At 68.1% G+C, this 17154-nt stretch carries 15 protein-coding genes and 3 pseudogenes; 9 read left to right on the forward strand and 9 right to left on the reverse strand.

Features of this window, described 5'->3' with window-relative positions:
* Positions 1-139 precede the first annotated feature (139 nt).
* Entirely contained in the window at positions 140-880 is a 741-nt protein-coding gene (locus ACIRC0_RS25200; RefSeq protein ID WP_403620313.1) for an SDR family NAD(P)-dependent oxidoreductase, read from the forward strand.
* 194 nt (positions 881-1074) lie between these two features.
* Here the strand turns inward: ACIRC0_RS25200 and ACIRC0_RS25205 are convergent.
* Positions 1075-1278, reverse strand: a pseudogene (locus ACIRC0_RS25205) (RNA polymerase subunit sigma-24); the annotation flags it as partial.
* Position 1279: 1 nt separating this feature from the next.
* On the opposite strand from ACIRC0_RS25205, the pseudogene ACIRC0_RS25210 reads away from it, so the two are divergent.
* From ACIRC0_RS25210 to infA, 5 genes and pseudogenes are all read left to right on the forward strand, one after another.
* Positions 1280-1435, forward strand: a pseudogene (locus tag ACIRC0_RS25210) (SMI1/KNR4 family protein); the annotation flags it as partial.
* 396 nt (positions 1436-1831) lie between these two features.
* Positions 1832-2311 (forward strand): hypothetical protein, encoded by a 480-nt coding sequence (locus tag ACIRC0_RS25215; RefSeq protein WP_403619545.1) that lies wholly within the window; start codon positions 1832-1834, stop codon positions 2309-2311.
* 317 nt (positions 2312-2628) lie between these two features.
* A complete protein-coding gene (locus tag ACIRC0_RS25220; protein WP_403619548.1) occupies positions 2629-3057 on the forward strand; it encodes an ATP-binding protein in 429 nt (142 codons plus the stop codon).
* A gap of 411 nt (positions 3058-3468) precedes the next feature.
* Positions 3469-4233, forward strand: a complete 765-nt coding sequence (locus ACIRC0_RS25225; RefSeq protein WP_403619551.1) for a GNAT family N-acetyltransferase — start codon at positions 3469-3471, stop codon at positions 4231-4233.
* 68 nt (positions 4234-4301) lie between these two features.
* Complete coding sequence (infA, locus tag ACIRC0_RS25230) at positions 4302-4526, forward strand: translation initiation factor IF-1 (RefSeq protein ID WP_366028659.1); 225 nt, start codon at positions 4302-4304, stop codon at positions 4524-4526.
* 97 nt (positions 4527-4623) lie between these two features.
* Here the strand turns inward: infA and ACIRC0_RS25235 are convergent, their stop codons facing one another.
* The 8 genes and pseudogenes from ACIRC0_RS25235 to ACIRC0_RS25270 form a co-directional block, all read right to left on the reverse strand.
* The gene (locus tag ACIRC0_RS25235; RefSeq protein ID WP_403619554.1) at positions 4624-5211 is read right to left on the reverse strand and encodes a TetR/AcrR family transcriptional regulator; all 588 of its coding nucleotides are present in this window, start codon (positions 5209-5211) and stop codon (positions 4624-4626) included.
* A 119-nt stretch (positions 5212-5330) separates the two neighbouring features.
* Positions 5331-5672, reverse strand: coding sequence for a putative quinol monooxygenase (locus tag ACIRC0_RS25240; protein ID WP_403619557.1), 342 nt, complete (start codon positions 5670-5672; stop codon positions 5331-5333).
* Between the two features lie 183 nt (positions 5673-5855).
* Positions 5856-6254, reverse strand: coding sequence for a nuclear transport factor 2 family protein (locus tag ACIRC0_RS25245; RefSeq protein ID WP_403619560.1), 399 nt, complete (start codon positions 6252-6254; stop codon positions 5856-5858).
* Between the two features lie 296 nt (positions 6255-6550).
* Positions 6551-7300: a glucose 1-dehydrogenase gene (locus ACIRC0_RS25250; RefSeq protein WP_403619563.1), complete on the reverse strand. Its 750-nt coding sequence runs from the start codon at positions 7298-7300 to the stop codon at positions 6551-6553.
* A gap of 913 nt (positions 7301-8213) precedes the next feature.
* A complete protein-coding gene (locus ACIRC0_RS25255; RefSeq protein ID WP_403619566.1) occupies positions 8214-9080 on the reverse strand; it encodes an alpha/beta fold hydrolase in 867 nt (288 codons plus the stop codon).
* Positions 9081-9613: 533 nt separating this feature from the next.
* Positions 9614-10106, reverse strand: a pseudogene (locus ACIRC0_RS25260) (transposase).
* Positions 10107-10325: 219 nt separating this feature from the next.
* Positions 10326-11066 carry a VOC family protein gene (locus ACIRC0_RS25265; protein ID WP_403619569.1) on the reverse strand — a complete coding sequence of 247 codons (741 nt, stop codon included), beginning with the start codon at positions 11064-11066 and terminating at the stop codon, positions 10326-10328.
* Positions 11067-11563: 497 nt separating this feature from the next.
* Positions 11564-12781, reverse strand: coding sequence for a PP2C family protein-serine/threonine phosphatase (locus ACIRC0_RS25270; protein ID WP_403619572.1), 1218 nt, complete (start codon positions 12779-12781; stop codon positions 11564-11566).
* A 738-nt stretch (positions 12782-13519) separates the two neighbouring features.
* Between ACIRC0_RS25270 and ACIRC0_RS25275 the strand changes: the two genes are divergently transcribed.
* The 3 genes from ACIRC0_RS25275 to ACIRC0_RS25285 all read left to right on the forward strand — a co-directional run bounded on the left by ACIRC0_RS25275 (position 13520) and on the right by ACIRC0_RS25285 (position 17143).
* On the forward strand, positions 13520-15592 hold the full coding sequence (locus ACIRC0_RS25275) for a SpoIIE family protein phosphatase (RefSeq protein ID WP_403619575.1): 2073 nt from the start codon (positions 13520-13522) through the stop codon (positions 15590-15592).
* A gap of 110 nt (positions 15593-15702) precedes the next feature.
* Positions 15703-16614 (forward strand): NAD-dependent protein deacetylase, encoded by a 912-nt coding sequence (locus tag ACIRC0_RS25280; protein WP_403619578.1) that lies wholly within the window; start codon positions 15703-15705, stop codon positions 16612-16614.
* Between the two features lie 325 nt (positions 16615-16939).
* The gene (locus ACIRC0_RS25285) at positions 16940-17143 is read left to right on the forward strand and encodes a cold-shock protein (RefSeq protein WP_016578941.1); all 204 of its coding nucleotides are present in this window, start codon (positions 16940-16942) and stop codon (positions 17141-17143) included.
* The last annotated feature ends 11 nt before the right edge of the window (positions 17144-17154 follow it).

Genomic DNA, 17154 nt, shown 5'->3' on the forward strand with positions numbered 1-17154 from the left:
CCTGTTGACCACGACTCGATACGCGCCCTAATACTCCAGTGCGGTTTCCTGATGAGGGATGGTGTTGCCCTTCCGCAGGCCGAACGCCAGGTCGGTTTCCCGCCAGCGTCCAACGGCGGGGCCCGCAATGCTCGAGGCCATGAACCGACTTGAGGGAAACGTTGCTTTGATCACGGGCGGAAGCCGGGGCATCGGTGCCGCTGTGGCGTTACGACTCGCCGAAGAAGGCGCCGATGTTGTCCTGACCTACGAGAAGAGCGCGGAACGCGCCACCGAGGTGGTGGAGCAGATCAAGGCCAACGGGCGCCGGGCACTGGCCATCCAGGCCGACAGTGCGATGCCTGAGGCACTCACCGCCGCGGTGGACGAGGCCGCCGCGATGTTCGGCAGACTGGACATCCTGGTCAACAACGCCGCTGTCTTCCTCGTCGGCCCACTTGAGGACTTGGGACCGGCAGAGATCGAGCGCACCCTGGCGGTGAACGTCCGGGCACCGTTCGCCGCGTCCCAGGCGGCCGTGCGTCATATGGGCCAGGGCGGCCGCATCATCAGTATCGGCAGCAATGTCGCCGAACGTGCGGTCTTCCCCGGACTGGCGCTGTACTCGATGAGCAAGACGGCTCTCGTCGGGATGACCAAGGGCCTGGCTCGAGAACTCGGCCCGCGTGGAGTCACCGTCAATCTGGTGCACCCGGGGCCCACCGATACGGACGCCAACCCCGCCGACGGGCCGAACGCCGAGATGATCGCCGCATTCACCGCTGTGGGCCGCTACGCGGAAGCGGCCGAGATCGCGGCCACCGTCGCCCACCTGGCAAGTGCGGACGGCAGGTACATCACCGGAGCCTCGATCCACGTCGACGGCGGATTCACCGCCTGACACACGACCGGCGCGGCTGACCCGGCTCGCAACCGGGCCGGACGGGCGGGACCCCGCTCATGTCCAGCGCACCGGTCGTCGCTGAACTCCCCCATCGGCAACGCGTCGTGCAACTCGTCTCGACCTGCCTGGTCACTGTGAGGCGACCGCTGTGCCACGGGGCCGCGCACCGCGGGGAACACCGAGCGCGACCGTCAGCGGTACCGGCGGGCGTTGAGCCGTGCGGCCTGCCGCGTCAGGTGATCGCGCTCGGCGAGGTTGGATGCCTTCTGGGCCGCCTCGGCGTACAGCCGTGCCGCCGTGGCCAGGTCGCCGTCGCGCTCGTGGAGGTACGCCGCCACCGCGGCGCGGCGGGGCAGCGACTCGTCCAGCGCGGCGAGCGCCGCCAGCCCGGCGCGCAGCGGCGTCCACCGCGGCACGATCTGGTCCGACTGCCGGGTGGACGACGGAGACCTCACCCCGCTCCTCGACAAGGACGGTACGCCCGTGACCTTCGCCCGCTGGTACACCGACTGGCTGGAGAAAGCTGAGCGCGCCGCGCCGCCGGCACCGTAGGCGGCCGGTGGGGGACACAGGTGTGGCCATCGGGTCGTGCGCCGGCTCACCGCCCGGCTGAGGCAACGCCCTCCCTGGCCAGGACGCCGACGCGGCGACCGGACAGAGCGGTCGGGAGGCGGTCCAGCGGTCGGGAGGCGGTCCAGCGGTCGGGAGGCGGTCAGCGGTCGGGAGGCGGTCCAGCGGTCAGGCACGGCGCAGCGACCGTCCGTCGTCCCTGTCCCGCGTCATCCAGGAACGTCCTCTTGCACGTCAGCGCCTTGGCCGTCCCATCAATACGCCACGGTGGCGGCAGCTGTGGCTGTGTCCGTCAGCTGCTGTGCAGCATCGGTGACGCAAGCCGTGCGGCGTGATCGACTGCGCGCCGCGCTCACCGACACGGGAGGACCAGCGACCATGAAGACACGTAAAAGCGTTGCCGTCGCAGCGGCAACCATGGCACTCGGAGCGGGCCTCGCACTCGCCCCGTCCGCTCATGCCGCGACGGACAGCGTGTCCCCGGCGAGCTCCACGGCCCACGCCGTGCCCATGGGCGTCTCCTGGGCCGGCGCCCCGGACGGTGCGACGACGCGCGCCCTCCCGGCGGGGGTCACCAGCCAGCAGTGCTGGAGCCACGGGATCAAGAGGTGGAACGCTCGGCTCGCCTACACGGAGTGCCGTCGCGTCTACAACGGGCGGACCCAGAGCAGCATCGGCATGCGGGTCATGAACCTGGGCTCCACCACCTGCGTCCGTGGGGTCGGAAAGATCGGCGACTCGCCGCGCACCGCGGGCACCCGGGTCAAGGTCAGCATCTGCCAGCCCATGGTCTGGAGTTCATGGAAGATCAGCGGTTGGTGGAACGGCAACGACGCGTACGAGTACCTGTACAGCTGACCGTCTCCCCCTGCAGGCTCCCCCTCCTCGGGATCGGGGTTCGCAAAGAGCCACGAAGACGACGCCGGAGGCGTTTGCAAGCGGGCATGAAGGAAGCCGGGTCTGTCACCACAGGGGTGTGACGGACCCGGCTTCCCTCAACGGTGCCGCAGTACCCGGGTGAGTCCATGGCCATCGCCTCCACCATCCATGGCAGACATCAGCCGACGGCCTTGCAGGGAGCCGAGGTGACGTGGCGCCGAGGCCCCGCCCGCCTGCGTCAAGGCGTGCCGAACGGGTACTCGGGTCCAGCACCATCGACCACAGGGAGGGACACGGTGAGCGGTTCGTCGGTGAAGGCAGTGGGGTGGGCACGCTCCCTGCCGTTGAACAGCGAGGTGAAGACTGCCCGGGACTGGGCGCGCGCACATCTGGAGTCCCTGGGTTGGACGGAGAGCGCGCCGCAGACGGTGGAGGCCGTACTGCTGACCGTCTCGGAACTGGTGACCAACGCGCACCTCCACGCACACAGCTCCGCGCAGCTGATGCTGACCTGGGACACACGCTGTCTCCACGTCGCCGTACACGACAACTCCACGGACCTGCCCACCCCTCGTCCACCGAGCACCGAGCAACTCGGCGGGCGGGGCATGCTGCTGGTGGACGCCCTCGCCGACGACTGGCAGGCACGACCCTGCCCCGATGGCAAGATCGTCCATGCCTGCTTCCGCCCGCCGGTGTCCGCCCGCGAGTCGGACGACTCCTGACCGGCGGCGCGGGGGGCCTCCAGTCCACCGTCGCGTAGGCCAAGGGCAGCAGGGACACCGGAAGAGCCGCGGCGACTTGCATGGTCGTGGAACTCCAGGCAGCCAGGGGTACTTCGATAGCGATCAAAGGCACCGTGATCAGCAGGCCGATAAGGCGGGTCCTGTCCAGGAGACGGCGTTTGCCGGCCATGACACCCCCCTCTGGAGTGCTGATCACATGGCTGGGAAAAGGGTTGGGCGGGCTGATGATCCAGCTGGTAGCTTGCAGTTGACCGTGACTCCGCCAGAGGAGGTGAGACCCGTGAACGCTGTATCGAGGTGGGTGCTCCCCCTTTCCGTCACGGTGTGCGACTGATCTAGGTGTCGTCGGGAGCGCCTCTCCAACAAGGCACTCCTGAAAGGCGAACACCTATGAACACCGTGAGGATCACACGCGTCGCGGAGGCGCAGTGGGAGGCCGTGGCCGACGACCGGATCGTCGGCCAGGGCGATGTCTCGCACCGGCCCGACGGGCGGCTCTTCATCAGCATCGACGTATGGCAGGACGCGATCTTCGACCAGCTCGCCACCGCGATGCTGGCGGACCTCCCTGAGCCGCTCTACACCTTGGTGGGCGAGGCCGACCACGACTTGAAGTCGAGCTGGGAGCGGCTCGGCTTCACCATCGGACGCCGTGAGTGGGAGTACGTCCTGCCTACCGACTCGCGCGAAACCGGGCTCGGCGAGCCGCACCTCCCGTCGGGTGTGACGATCCTGCCCGCAGGCGAAGCGGAGGAGAGCCTGCTGCGGGCGTTGGACCGCACGATTCGCGAGGAAGTCGAAGCCACCGTCGGCTGGCGCACCATGCCGGCCGAGGTGCTTCCCGGCCCGGCCGGGTCCACGCTGGTGGACCCGTCGAAGTACGCGGTGGCGGTCCGTGACGGTGAGTACGTCGGTCTGGTCCGGGTTGTGCCGGTGCGCAGCCGGGCGCGGATCGGGCTGATCGCTATACGGGCCGATCAGCGCCGCCACGGCATCGGCCGGGCACTGCTGGCCCACGCGTTGGGCGCGCTGCACCGGAACGGGATCGACTCCGCCTGGGCAGAGGTCGACGAATCCAACGCCGCGGCGATTGCGCTCGTCGAGGGCGCCGGCGCGCGGCGATCGAGCAGCTACCTGGAACTGGTGCGCCGCTGACGCCTGCTCACGCACCGAAACAACCCGACCGACCCCACCCAACTCACCGAATCGAGAAGCGAGACACATTGGCAAGGACAGCAAAGGGCCTGGAAGTCGAGGGCACCGTCCTCGAATGCCTGCGCAACGCCACCTTCAAGGTGGAGTTGCAGAACGGGCACCACGTGCTCGCGCACATCAGCGGGAAGATCCGGAAGAATTACATCAAGATCCTCCCGTTCGACCGCGTGGTCGTGGAGCTCAGCCCGTATGACCTGACCCGCGGCCGGATCCTCTACCGCTACCGGACCTGAGCAGCGGGGAGCGGGCGCCCGGGAAGCCCCGGGCGCCCGCTTCGGCCATTGCCGCTGTTGGCACGTATCGAGTCCGGCTCAGCCGACTCACCGACGTCTAAGGGCGGGGCAACTGGGCGAGGGCGGCGCGGCCGATCTGGAGCAGGGCCGACTCGTCCATGTTGGTCTTGGCGAGGAACTCGATGCCCTGCATAACCGCGAGCAGCACTCGTCCGAGCTCCTGGGGGTCGGCGTCGGGGGCCAGGGCTCCTTCACCCTGTGCCTCCTCGACGCAGGCAATCAGGAGGTCTTCGACGGCCTGATATGTCGTTCTGGCCCGCGAGGCAACGTCGGGCTCCTGGCTGTGCAGTTCTGAAGTGCTGTTGACCAAGAAGCAGCCGCGTCGCTGCGGGTCTTCTGCAAACCCCTCGGCCGCGCCCTCAAGGAGGCAGGTCAGGCGTTCCATGGCCGTGCCCGGCCCGGTGAGGACCGACCGGACGCTGTTCAGTTGCTCGTCACGGTAGCTGTCCAGCACCTGAAGGAAGAGCTGGCGCTTGTCACCGAACGCCCCGTACAGACTTCCCTTGCCCAGCCCCGTGGCACCCATCAGGTCCTGCAGCGACGTGGCCGCATAGCCCCGGTTCCAGAACTCCTCGCGTACGGACTCCAGAACCCGGTTCTCGTCGAAGTTTCGAGGGCGTCCCATAGCAGCCATACTACCTGATTCTTGACCCTACGGTCCATTAGTACGGGACGTGTCCGAGCCAGCACATTCCATCCCCGAGAAGGCCGCATCTGTGCAAGGACCCGCCGGTGGCCGGCCTGTCAGGAGGAAACATCCTCCATGCCCTCGACGTCAGCGGACTCGCTGCCGACGACGTTGTAGATCGTTGCCACCCTGCGCACGATGTGGAGCTTGGATACTGCCGCGATGGTTGCCTGAAAGACTTCGCTGGCAATGTGCGCGTCGAGGTGCTCGCGGCTCTCCCAGCCTTCGGTGAGCCGAAAGACGTTCGGCTCGACGACGCTCTCCGCCACGTCGTACCAGATGCAGCCGTCCTTGGCGCGAGTGTGCCCGATGTCGTTACGAACGTGCGTGAGGAATTCTTCACGATCATCGGGGTGGATTTCATAGAGAGCGGCGACAACAATGCTGGGCTGCGACATGTGCTTCTACTTTTCTGAAGGTGGGTGTTGCGAACAGATCTGCCGCTTTGCCGGGATCGGTGACGCTTCCGGTGTACGCGAGCGGCAACTCGAGGGCATCCCTCATAACGGCTTTGTTTCCCCCGGCGCATCCGTGGGCCCGTGGCCCGTGGGCATCCTCGCGCGACCGGGCTTGTTGCTGGGTTACTCGGCGAACGCCTCGGAGACCTTGAGAGTGTCCTCGTAGAGGTGCATCGTGACGATTTCATCGCCGGCCACCCGCAGGTGCATGGCGATGGGCGTGGCGAAGGTCCGGCCGGTGCTCTTCGCGACCCGGGTGAAGCGACCGAGCAGGATCGCGTGGTCGCCGTCGATGAGGAGCGCTTCGATCTCGTCGACGTTCTCGTCGGGCACGATGTGGGATCCCAGTATGCGCAGGTAGTCAGCCACCTCGCTGCGCTTGGAACGCTGCCCCGTCCAGGGCAGCGCTGCCGAGCCGGGGACGTACCAGTCGATGTCCTCCGCGAAAATTCCGGCGACCCTGTCCGGGTCGCCGGCCGCCAGCAGGCCGAGGAACTGCTCCACGACGTCACGCGTAGTCATGATCAACTACCTTTCACGATGAGGTACCTGAAACGGTTGTTCAGGGGGCGGGCCAAGAACGGCGCCATCCCGCAGAGGCGGCGCGGAGCCCGTCGAACGAGTTGTAGACCTGACGGTCATTTCGAAATCGATATGGGCCATTGAGGCAAGAAGCCGGTTGGGGGCGCACGGCGCCTGCCTGGGACGAACCTGGCGGGGGGGTGGGTGGGGCGGGCGCTCTGCTGAGGGGGCGGAGGGTTTCGTCGGGACGCCTGCCGCTTGTTTGCAGCCGGCCGTTCGAGGACCGGCCCCCGGGTTCAGACCTGGTTGAGGCCACCGTCGACGAACAGTTCGGTGCCGGTGATGAAGCTGCTCTCGTCGGAGGCCAGGAAGAGGGCTGCCGAGGCGGCCTCGTCCGGCCGCCCCATGCGGCCGAGGGGCACCTGGCTTGCAAGAGTGCTCTGGAGCTGCGCTGTCTGCTCCGCGTCGGAAGCCAGGCCGGCAATCCCGGGGGTGTCGATGGGGCCGGGTACAAGGGTGTTCACCCTGATCGCACGGTCCTTCAACTCGTTGGCCCAGGTGCGGGCGAAGGAGCGAACGGCGGCTTTGGAAGCGGCGTAGACACCGAAGGCCTCGGCGCCCGTGGTGGCGGCTGTCGAGCCGGTGAGGATCACCGAGGCGCCGTCGTTGAGCAGCGGGAGCGCCTTTTGGACGGTGAACAGCATGCCCCTGACGTTGATGTCGAAAATGGAGTCGAAGTGTTGCTCTGTCACCTGCTTCAGAGTGGAGAACTCACCGCCGCCGGCGTTTGCGAACAGCACGTCGATGCTGCGGCCCTGCTCGGTGACGGTTGCGTAGAGCCGGTCGAGGTCGGCCAGGTCGGCGACGTCGCTGCGGACACCGGTGGCGTTCGCGCCGATCTCGGCCACTGCGGCGTCGAGGATTTCCTGGCGGCGGCCCGTGATGAACACGTGAGCGCCCTCGGCCGCGAAGCGCCGAGCGGTGGCCAGCCCGATCCCGGTGGTTCCGCCGGTGACTAGTGCGGTCTTGCCGTCAAGCTGTCCCATGGTCTTCTCCTGGTGGCTCGTTGGGATCGTCAAACGGACGGCCCGGTGATTCGCCTCTGGGCCGGAGTCCGGGTGCGGTCTTCCCTCTCGCTGGCGCTGCTGCGCAAGTCCCCCGGGGCCGGGGGCGGGGTGGCGGCGTTATGGTCCGACCGGTCCAATATAAACATTGCAGACCGATTGGTCAAAAATTTTGGCTGAGGTCTGGGTGTGAGTGCCGCAGCGAGACCCCGGATCCGTCTGTGGACGTCGCGTAGGTGGGCAATCTGGCAAGTAGTGCGCAAGGGGCACCGTTGACCTGTGAGGATGCGCGTCAACGTCATGTCCGCTGGCGAGATCAAGGCATCTCCCCGCCCGGCAGTACGTCGGCCCACAGGCCGAGGAAGGGGTTGGCGGACGTGCAGTGGCGGGTGCAGGCGCTTGCCTCACCCTGCGCACCGTACGGCCCGGCCTGGCTTGCCGATCTCGGCCGCCTCCGGCCCAGCCGACGGCCGTGTACCGCGACCCCAGACGCCTTGCGGCGAGCAGGCGGGCGCGCGGGCGGAGCCGAGTCCGTCGTGACAGCGCCAAGCCGTATCGGGGATGCCCCTCGTCAACAAAGTGCTCCGGAGCCCTGGCTGCCGAGAGGGCTTCGACATCAAGGACGCCGGACATGACCGAGGCGCGGTGGTGTCGCAGTGCCGAGGCGAAGCGCTCGGGCGGCAGGAGAGGGGCGCCGCCCTCTTGGGACGGGGCCACCGCGAAAGGCTGAGGAGATCCGCATGGCTGAGGGCGGCAGGACAATCGGGAGCAAAAGGCAGGAGGCGAGCGTGTGGGCTTGCATCAGCCCCGCTGTGTGGGGCTAGTTCGTCTTCGCACCAGGGGGCGTCATGGGGCATCCCGACATTGACTGCGATCAGGGTCGCCACGACGCATCTCAGCTGAGGACACGGCCGAGGAATCCGTGGATGTAGCCGCTGATGGCGTCCAGATGCGTCTCCAGGGCGAAGTGGCCTGCAGGCAGCAGGTGGACCTCTGCCTCGGGCAGGTCTCGGCTGAATGCTCGTGCACCGTCCGGCCCGAAAATCTCGTCCCTTTCACCCCAGACCGCAAGCAGCGGCACCTGGCTGCTACGGAAGTACTCTTGCAGCTGGGGATAGCCTTCGATGTTGGTCGGGTAGTTCCGGAAAAGTGCCAGCTGGACCTCATCGTTGCCGGGCCGGTCCAACAGAGCCTGATCGTGCAGCCAGGTGTCCGGGCTGACGAGGCTCTTGTCGGGAGCACCGTTCTCGTACTGCCAACGGGTTGTCTCGGCACTGAACTTGGCTCGTGCGCCAGGTTCGGTGTCTGATCCGGGGGTTGTGGCGTAGGCGAAAAGGTCGTCCCAGAAGGGTTTGGCAAACCCCTCCATGTAGGCGTTGCCGCTCTGCGAGATGATAGCCGCTATCTCATATGAGGGGTCGAGCGCCAGCCGCCAGCCGATAGGAGCACCGTAGTCGTGGACGTAAATTGAGAAGCGTCCGATCCCTAGACCGTCGAGCAGCCCGGCGGTGGCTTTCGCGAGGTTGTCGAAGGTGTAGTCGAACTCGTCGGCCTCGGGCATGGAGGACTGGCCGTAGCCGATGTGATCGGGAGCGATCACGTGATAGCGATCGGCAAGCGCTGGGATGAGGTGCCGGAACATGTGGGAGCTGCTCGGAAACCCATGCAGGAGCAGGACGACCGGGGCGTCGTTGGGACCTGCCTCGCGGTAGAAAACTCGCTGGCCGTCGATGGTCGTCGTGCGATGGTACGTAGGGAGCATTTGCCCCTCCTCCAAAGACCCCCCGACTGATTGTCCTGCGCGCGACATCCATGCGGGGCGGCGAAGGACCGGTGATCTGTCCCTCGATAAGGAGCGCAAACATCAGGGCATAGGGTCGCTTCAAACGCTAGACCCGACTTCGGGCGAGGGCTACTGGAGACTAGAGGCCTGCTCGTCGGGCACCTTGCGATCTCCACGTGTGACGCGTTCGGGGCCAGGAAGGTGATCGGCCGCTGCCGAGAGCCTAGCGGACAGGGTGCGCACCACTGCCAGCCCGGCAGCCTGTGCGTTCGGGCCTGAGCTGACCTCTCCAGTCGGCAGGTGCGGCGCCTACGGAGGAACGGGGCCGCACCCGATGTTCGAGGGGTGCCTCACGCCCAGGCTGTTGCTCGCCGACGGTGTCGAGCTGCATCAGCAGCCTGCCGGCCCGGGGACCGGACAACCCGATCGCGGCCACGCTCGCTACCGCGCTAAGAATTATGTTGTGCTGGCGGCGGCGATCTCTGTCGAGATTCTCCTGGCTCGAAGTCATCTCATTTGATCAGTCTGCGGTAGCAAATGAGGATGCGGGCGATACCGGTGAAGGCGAGGAAGTGTTCGGCTTTGCGTTCGTAGCGTCGGTGGAGCCGGCGGCAGCCGGCGAGCCAGGCCATGGTGCGTTCGATGGTCCAGCGATGACGGCTCAGCCGCTGCGAGGAGTCGATCCCGTTGCGTGCGATGCGGTGGGTGACGCCGCGCTCGCGACCGCGACCCGACCTCGTCGAGGACCAGGCGGCAGAGCTTGGCCCACACCCTAGCCTTCGTCCACTCTGAGAAACGCCGGCGAGCTGTTGCTCCCGACGGCCCGAACGACGCGGACGGCAACTGCTGCCACGTGCAGCCCGACGTGGCCACGAACACGATCGCGGCCAGCACTCCCCGGTCACCATGCCGCCGCCGGCCACCCCCCTGGAGCCGCGAAGGAGCCTCCGGCACCACGCGCTGGAACAGCTCCCACAACTCGTCCGGTACCAGCCGCTCAACCAGGTCCGTCCTGCACGGTTCAACAAACACGCGCCACAAGAATCGAGTTCCTAGCGCTTCAGTTGGCGAGTTGAGGGTCGATGTCGGCGAGCGAGTTGATCTGGCCCCCGATACGCCAGCTATCGCCCCCCGAATCGACCGAGACCCCGCAGCCCAACCCACCCGCGGTCGTGTCACATGAGCACACAAGGCCCACGTGTCGGGGGTCGTTGCGGCTCCACGTCAGGACAGGGCGAGGACGCAGAACTCGTGGCCCTCCGGGTCGGCCAGGCACGTCCACGGGACGTCGCCCTGGCCGATGTCGAGGTCGGTGGCGCCGAGGGCCCGCAGCCGGGCCACCTCCGCTGCCTTGTCGTCACCGGGGTACGGCAGCAGGTCGAGATGGACGCGGTCCGGCACGGTCTTCACGCCGGGTGTGCGGAGGAACTCCAGATACGGGCCGGCACCCTTGGCGGAGCGCAACACCGCATGATCGTCGGTCACCTCGTGCAGGGTCCAGTCCAACGCCTCGCCCCAGAACCGGGCCATGGCGCGCGGATCCGCGCAGTCGATCACCACCGCGGCGATCGGCCCGGTGTCCCGGTAGGCCTCCCGAGGCTCGAGCACGCAGAACTCGTTGCCCTCGGGGTCGGCGAGAACCGTCCACGGCACGTCGCCCTGGCCCACGTGGGCGGGCGTCGCGCCGAGAGCCTGGAGGCGCGCGACCAACTCCGCCTGATGGGCCGCGGAGGTGGTGGCGAGATCGAGGTGCACACGGTTCTTTGCTGTGGTCTTGGGTTCCGGGACGGGAACGACGTCGATACCGACGACGACCGGGTCCGGCCAAACGAGGCCGCCGACGGGTCCGACGTAGGTGGTCACGCCGGGGCTGTAGGCACTCCAGCCGAGCGCCTCCGCCCAGAAACGGCCGACTGCCGAGTGATCAAGAGCCTTTATGTTCACCTGAACAGGTCGCAGTGCCATGCCGAAGATCCTATACGCCCGCTCTGCAACGACATCCGCAGGTACCGTCGCCGAACAGGGATCAACTTGCTCACGACAACGGTCCAACCATCGCTGCGCCATGGCCACTGTCGCTGTACATCACACGGTGCGGGCCGGCCGCTTGATGGTTGATGGCAGCGGGCCCTCGGGTGGTGACAACTCCGGTTGTGGGCGGCTGCGCTCAGAAGCAGCGCTGTTCCTCAGCCCATGACCATGTAGTCGTCGTAGGTGCCTCCGACACACACGTTGATGCCGTACCAGTCTTCCTGCTCGTACTTGGGGACGCCGCCGCCGTCACGGCACGCTTGCGCGGTGGTGTACCCCTTAAAAGTCGGATCGGGATCGGGGGTGGCGGCGACAGCGGTGCCACTGACTCTCCGCCGTGCCCCCGGACACCCGGGAAGGAGCTGCCGGCCGAGTACCCGACCCGGCGGAAGACGGCGCACGAGCACAGCGAGGTTCGGCGCAATGCCGCGTCACCGGAACTGCGGGTGCCATTCGAAGAGCAGGATGGTCACGTCGTCCCGCAGTTGGTTGCGCTGGTAGTCGAGGATGGCGTGGATGAGCAGCCGCAGCACCTCGGCCGGGCGCTGGCCGGCGGCAGAGGAGCGGATGATGAAGTCAGTGAACCGGTCGAGGCCGAACTCCGCACCGTCCGCGTCACGAGCCTCAACGACACCGTCGGTGTAGAGCAGGACGCAGTCGCCCGGTTCCAGTGCCGTCTCGTGGACCTGCCGGGCTGCCGAGGCGAGTGTGCCGGCCAGGCCGATCGGCGGCTGCGGGGGGCTGTCCAGTGCTCCGGCGAGCACCCGTTCGCCGCGGATCAGCAGCGGTGGGGGGTGACCGCAATTGACCCAGCGCAGCAGCCCGGCCTCCGCGTCCAGCCGACACAGCACGCCGGTGCAGAACTGGTCGGGCAGCCACCGGGCCAGAGCCTGGTCGACGGAGCCGACGACGTCGGCCAGGTCGCCACCGCCGCGGCGGGCGTTGCGCGCAGCCGCCATGGCGACCGACGTGGTCAGGCCGGCGGTCAGATCGTGACCCATGCCGTCGAGGATCATGGTGTGCAGCACGTTCTTGACCACCGAGTGGTCGAAGGCGTCGCCGGCGATCTCGTACGCCGGTTCGACGACCGCGGTGGAGACGCACCTCCTGCTGCCGACGGTGCGGGGTGGCAGGAAGGCCCGCAGCATCTCGGCGGGCAACAGCATGGTCGCGGTGCGGGTTCGGGCGGCGAGCCAGTCGCTGTAGGCGCGCTTGGAGGTGATCAGCATGGCGAACAGATGGGCCAGCATCCGGCTGCGGCGCATCCGCACCACGTCGAGCGAGGCGGTCCGCACCGCCAGCACGCCCAGCCGCTCCGCACCGTCCACCAGAGGCATCCATACGATCAAGCCGTCGTCGGTGTCGGCCACCCGCGGGGAGACCGTACGGTACGCCCAGCCGGCCGACGAACGGTCCACCGGCAGGGGCTTCAAGGCCTCATCGAGTGGGATGAGCAGCCTTTGCTGCAGGTCGGCGAGGTAGATCAACGCGTTGTCCAGGCCGAGGGCCGAGGCGCACCTGTTCGCCAGGGAGGACAGTTCGACTGGCAGGGCCGTCTGCGCCTCGATGATCAGCTCTTCCAGGCGATGCTCGTCAACGGCGGTGTCGGGACCAACTGACGTGTGCGGTGGGTCCGACACAGGGATCACCCCTTCCGGTGCCCAGTCTCACACCAATCCAGTCCCCTCTCACGTCAGGCACGATCGCGGCGAGCGTGAGAACGTCGGCCAGGGCGATTCAGCCGAGTTCCACCGGGCACACCCTCGTGCCCCGGCCGTCGTCCGAGTCGTTGGTGCTACGGGGCCGGCGTCACGATGGGCTGGGGGATCCGTGGCCGAACCACAGCCGACCGCGTCACCTACTTGTCCACACCGGTCCGTACAGCACACTTCGACCGCCCAGATGCCCCTGGAGACGTGTCCGCGCAGCTCGCGATGCCGCTTCCGTCGCGCGCACACGCGGCTTTCGACGTCTCCGGGTTTCTGTGTCGGGCGTTCGCGTCGCGCTTGCAGGATGTCGACCCGGTGAAGCCCGCCGGCTCCGCAGCGATCCGAACGTCGGGGCGGAGCGCTGACCAGAGTTCGTCCAACAAGGCGCGGCGGCGCTGGTCCACGTGTGGTCCGTCCTTCCTGCCTTCTCATCCGTGCAGCATGGAAGCTACCGCCGCCCTCGGACACCGGCGCGGGCAGGTCGGACGGCCGTCTCTGCGTCGCGGGAAGGGCAGGGAACCGCCCCGGGTCAAGCTCTCCCCCATCGGCACGTCCCGTCCGGTCCCGGCCCGCCGGCCGATCCACGATGTGCCGCCTCGCCCTGGGGCGACTATGAAGGGAGGCAGCGGCCACGCTTCGGCGCGATCCGGGGTACCGAGTGGGGCAGGAGGTCGGCGCATGGGCACAGCGGACTCCTCCAGAGCAGGCCGAGAGCAGCCGGTGGCCAGTCCTGCCGCCCCGCCGAGTGGCCTGCTCGACCTCCTGAGCGTCGCTGCCGTGGTCCTGGATGCGAACGGCCAGGTGGTGTTCTGGAGCCCTCAGGCCGAGGAACTGTTCGGCTACACCGCGGCGGAGGCGCTGGGCCGGTTCGCCGCGCGGCTGATGGTCCACGAAGAGCACTGGGAAGAGGTGATCAAGCTTTTCGCCGAGGTCATGGAATCGGGTGCCGACTGGGCCGGGGCGTTCCCGATCCGGCACAAGGACGGCAGCACCCGCCTGGTGGAGTTCCGCAACATGCGGCTGCTGGACGACCGCGGGGAGACCTATGCCCTCGGTTTGGCCGCGGACCAGGCGACGGTGAGGCGGGTCGAGCGGGACGTCGCCCTCACCGCGCGTCTGGTGTCCCAGTCCCCCATCGGACTGGCCATCCTGGATACGGAGCTGCGTTACGTGACCGTGAACCCGGCTCTGGAACGCATCACCGGCCTGCCTGCCGCCGAGCGGGTGGGGCGGCCGGCCGGCGAGGTGCTGACCTTCCTGGACAGGGGGGACGTCGAGGCACGTTTCCGCCGTGTCCTTGAGACGGGGGAACCAGTCGTGGACCGGCACATCGTCTGTCGGCCCCCGGGCGACCCCGATCATGAGCATGCCTGGTCAGTCTCCTACTACAGGCTGGAGGATTCCGCCGGGCAGGTGCTGGGCATGGCCTATTTCGTCATCGACATCACCGAGCGCCACCGAGCCGCCATCGATGCGGCTCAGGCACGGCAGCGCCTCGCCCTGATCGCCAAGGTCTCCGCCTCCGTGGGCACCACCCTCGATCTGGAAACGACAGCGCATGAGCTGGCCGAGGCCGTCGTACCGGATCTGGCAGACATGGCCACCGTCGACGTACTCCACAGCCTGTTCTACGGACGGACCGTGCCGGACGCGGGTCCGACGCGCTTCCGAGTCCTCGCCATCGGTGCGGTCCACCCGACGGATGCACTCCGCGCGGTCGGCCCACCCGGGGGACTCGCCACCTACGGCAGCGACCGCCTCATCACCCAGTGCGTGCGCACCCGAAAGCCCGTCCTGGTGCCCCACACCACCCCTGGCGATCTGCGGCGCATCGCCCGCGACAGCGAGGCCGCCGCCCTCCTCGCGGCGGCCGGTGTGCACTCCTACCTCGCCGTACCCCTCGTGGCCCGCGGCGAGCTCCTCGGCGCCATCGCCCTCAAACGCACGCACAACCCCGCGCCCTTCGATGACGACGACGTCTTCCTCGCCTGCGAGGTGGCCTCCCGCGCGGCGGTGTGCATCGACAACGCCCGCGGGTACCAGGCCCAGCGTCACGCGGCCCTCACCCTTCAGCGCAGCCTGCTCCCCGAGCCCCCGACACACCTGCCCGGCCTGCGGATCGCCTGCCGCTACCAGCCCGCCGGCGCCACGAGCGAGGTCGGCGGCGACTGGTACGACGCACTACCCCTGCGCGCGGGCAAGACCGCCCTGGTCGTCGGCGATGTCATGGGCAGCGGCATCAACGCCGCAGCCACCATGGGCCAGCTCCGCAGCGCCACCCGCGCCTTCGCCGAACTCGACCTCGCCCCCGCCGAGGCCCTCCGCCACCTCGATCACCTGACCGAGAGCGTCCAGCAGACCATCACCACCTGTGTGTACTGCGTCTACGACCCCGACCAGGGCCAGTGCCACATCAGTCTCGCCGGCCACCTGCCCCCGGCCCTCCTCCGTCCCGGCCGGCCTGCGGAGCTCCTCGATCTGCCCACCGGTGTGCCGCTGGGCGTCGGAGGCGTGCCCTTCGAGACCACCACCATCGCCTTCCGCCCCGGCGATCAGCTCACCCTCTACACCGACGGCCTGGTCGAAACCCGAAGCGAAGCCATCGACGCCCGTTTGGACACCCTCCTCGGCGCCCTCACGGAGGTGCGCGGCCAGGATCTCGGAGAAGTCTGCGACCGCCTCCTGGACATCCTCAGGCCACCCGGCGGCGAGGACGACGTCGCCCTGCTCGTCGCCCGAGCTCAAACCTGAGGAATCACCTGGCGGGGCCCCAGCCACCCCTGCTCGGTGCGCCCTGCCGCTGATCAGCGTCAATGATCAGTGCCAACGCCTGAATGCGGCCTGTTTCGTACCCTGGTGACATGCGCATGCGCCCCACTCTGAGCTGGACCCCTGCGGAGGATGTGCCGCCGGGCACCACGAATCTCGAGCCGGTCGCCGAGGCACTGAGCACCGGCGGTGTGCTGGTACTCAGCGGGGCGGGCATCTCCACGGAGTCGGGCATCCCCGACTACCGGGGCAAGGGTGGGAGCCTGAGCCGGCACACCCCGATGACCTACCAGGACTTCACCGCCAGCGCCCAGGCCCGGCGCAGGTACTGGGCGCGCAGCCACCTCGGCTGGCGCACATTCGGCCGCGCCCGCCCCAACGCCGGGCACCGGGCCGTGGCCGCGTTCGAGCGGCACGGCCTGCTCTCGGGTCTGATCACCCAGAACGTCGACGGCCTGCACCAGGCGGTCGGCAGCAAGGGCGTCCTGGAACTCCACGGAAGCCTGGACCGGGTCGTCTGCCTTTCCTGCGGCGCCTTCAGCCCGCGCCGCGAACTCGCCCGGAGGCTGGAGGAGGCCAATCCGGGCTTCGAGCCGGTGGCCGCAGGAATCAACCCGGACGGTGACGCGGACCTCACCGACGAACAGGTCGGGGACTTCCGCGTGCTGCCCTGCACGAGCTGCAGCGGCATCCTCAAACCGGACGTGGTCTTCTTCGGTGAGGCCGTTCCGCCGCAGCGGGTCGAGCACTGCCGCAAGCTGGTCCGTGAAGCGGCCTCGCTGCTGGTCCTGGGTTCATCACTCACGGTGATGTCCGGGCTCCGGTTCGTTCGCCAGGCGGCCCAGGCCGGGAAGCCGGTGCTGATCGTCAACCGGGATCCGACCCGGGGCGACCGGCACGCCTTGACCCGGGTCGCGCTCCCGCTGGGAACGGCCCTCGCCACCGTGGCCGGCCGGCTGCGCATCCCCGTCGACGACCAGGCGGTGAACTCGGTGAAGTCGTGACGGTAGCGGGGCGTCACGGCACCCCGAGTGGGGACGGTAGCGGGGCGCCACCGCCCCCGAGTGGGGACGGTAGTGGGGCGCCACCGCCCCCGAGTGGAAGAGAAGGCGGCGGCCAGGCCAACGTCACGATCATCGAGGGCTTCGAGGGACCCCGGCGCGCGCCTCGATGATCCACCACGGGCCGCCGAGCCATGCTAGAGTCTTCGCGTTGCAGTTGTGGTACCCATGAACCTATGTGCGCCTGACGAGAATGCTTCTCCTTCAGGCGCATTATTTGTTTTCCGGCATCTCCGGATGGGGCCTCTGCCTACAGAAGGAGAAAGTCATGGCTCAGGGAACCGTGAAGTGGTTCAACGCCGAAAAGGGTTTCGGCTTCATCCAGCAGGACGGCGGCGGCCCCGACGTCTTCGCCCACTACTCGAACATCCAGTCGCAGGGCTTCCGTGAGCTCCAGGAGGGCCAGCGGGTCTCCTTCGACGTGACGCAGGGCCAGAAGGGCCCGCAGGCGGAGAACATCGTCCCCGCCTGATCGCCGGACGC

This window comes from Streptomyces sp. NPDC093984 (assembly GCF_044764595.1).
In the GTDB taxonomy this organism is placed as follows: Bacteria; Actinomycetota; Actinomycetes; order Streptomycetales; family Streptomycetaceae; genus Streptomyces; species Streptomyces cynarae.

Coding starts and splice junctions, on each gene's coding strand:
- ACIRC0_RS25200 (WP_403620313.1), top strand. CDS start 140: ATGAACCGACTTGAGGGAAACGTTGCTTTGATCACGGGCGGAAGCCGG.
- ACIRC0_RS25215 (WP_403619545.1), top strand. CDS start 1,832: ATGAAGACACGTAAAAGCGTTGCCGTCGCAGCGGCAACCATGGCACTC.
- ACIRC0_RS25225 (WP_403619551.1), top strand. CDS start 3,469: ATGAACACCGTGAGGATCACACGCGTCGCGGAGGCGCAGTGGGAGGCC.
- ACIRC0_RS25235 (WP_403619554.1), bottom strand. CDS start 5,211: ATGGGACGCCCTCGAAACTTCGACGAGAACCGGGTTCTGGAGTCCGTA.
- ACIRC0_RS25240 (WP_403619557.1), bottom strand. CDS start 5,672: ATGTCGCAGCCCAGCATTGTTGTCGCCGCTCTCTATGAAATCCACCCC.
- ACIRC0_RS25245 (WP_403619560.1), bottom strand. CDS start 6,254: ATGACTACGCGTGACGTCGTGGAGCAGTTCCTCGGCCTGCTGGCGGCC.
- ACIRC0_RS25250 (WP_403619563.1), bottom strand. CDS start 7,300: ATGGGACAGCTTGACGGCAAGACCGCACTAGTCACCGGCGGAACCACC.
- ACIRC0_RS25255 (WP_403619566.1), bottom strand. CDS start 9,080: ATGCTCCCTACGTACCATCGCACGACGACCATCGACGGCCAGCGAGTT.
- ACIRC0_RS25265 (WP_403619569.1), bottom strand. CDS start 11,066: ATGGCACTGCGACCTGTTCAGGTGAACATAAAGGCTCTTGATCACTCG.
- ACIRC0_RS25275 (WP_403619575.1), top strand. CDS start 13,520: ATGGGCACAGCGGACTCCTCCAGAGCAGGCCGAGAGCAGCCGGTGGCC.
- ACIRC0_RS25280 (WP_403619578.1), top strand. CDS start 15,703: ATGCGCATGCGCCCCACTCTGAGCTGGACCCCTGCGGAGGATGTGCCG.
- ACIRC0_RS25285 (WP_016578941.1), top strand. CDS start 16,940: ATGGCTCAGGGAACCGTGAAGTGGTTCAACGCCGAAAAGGGTTTCGGC.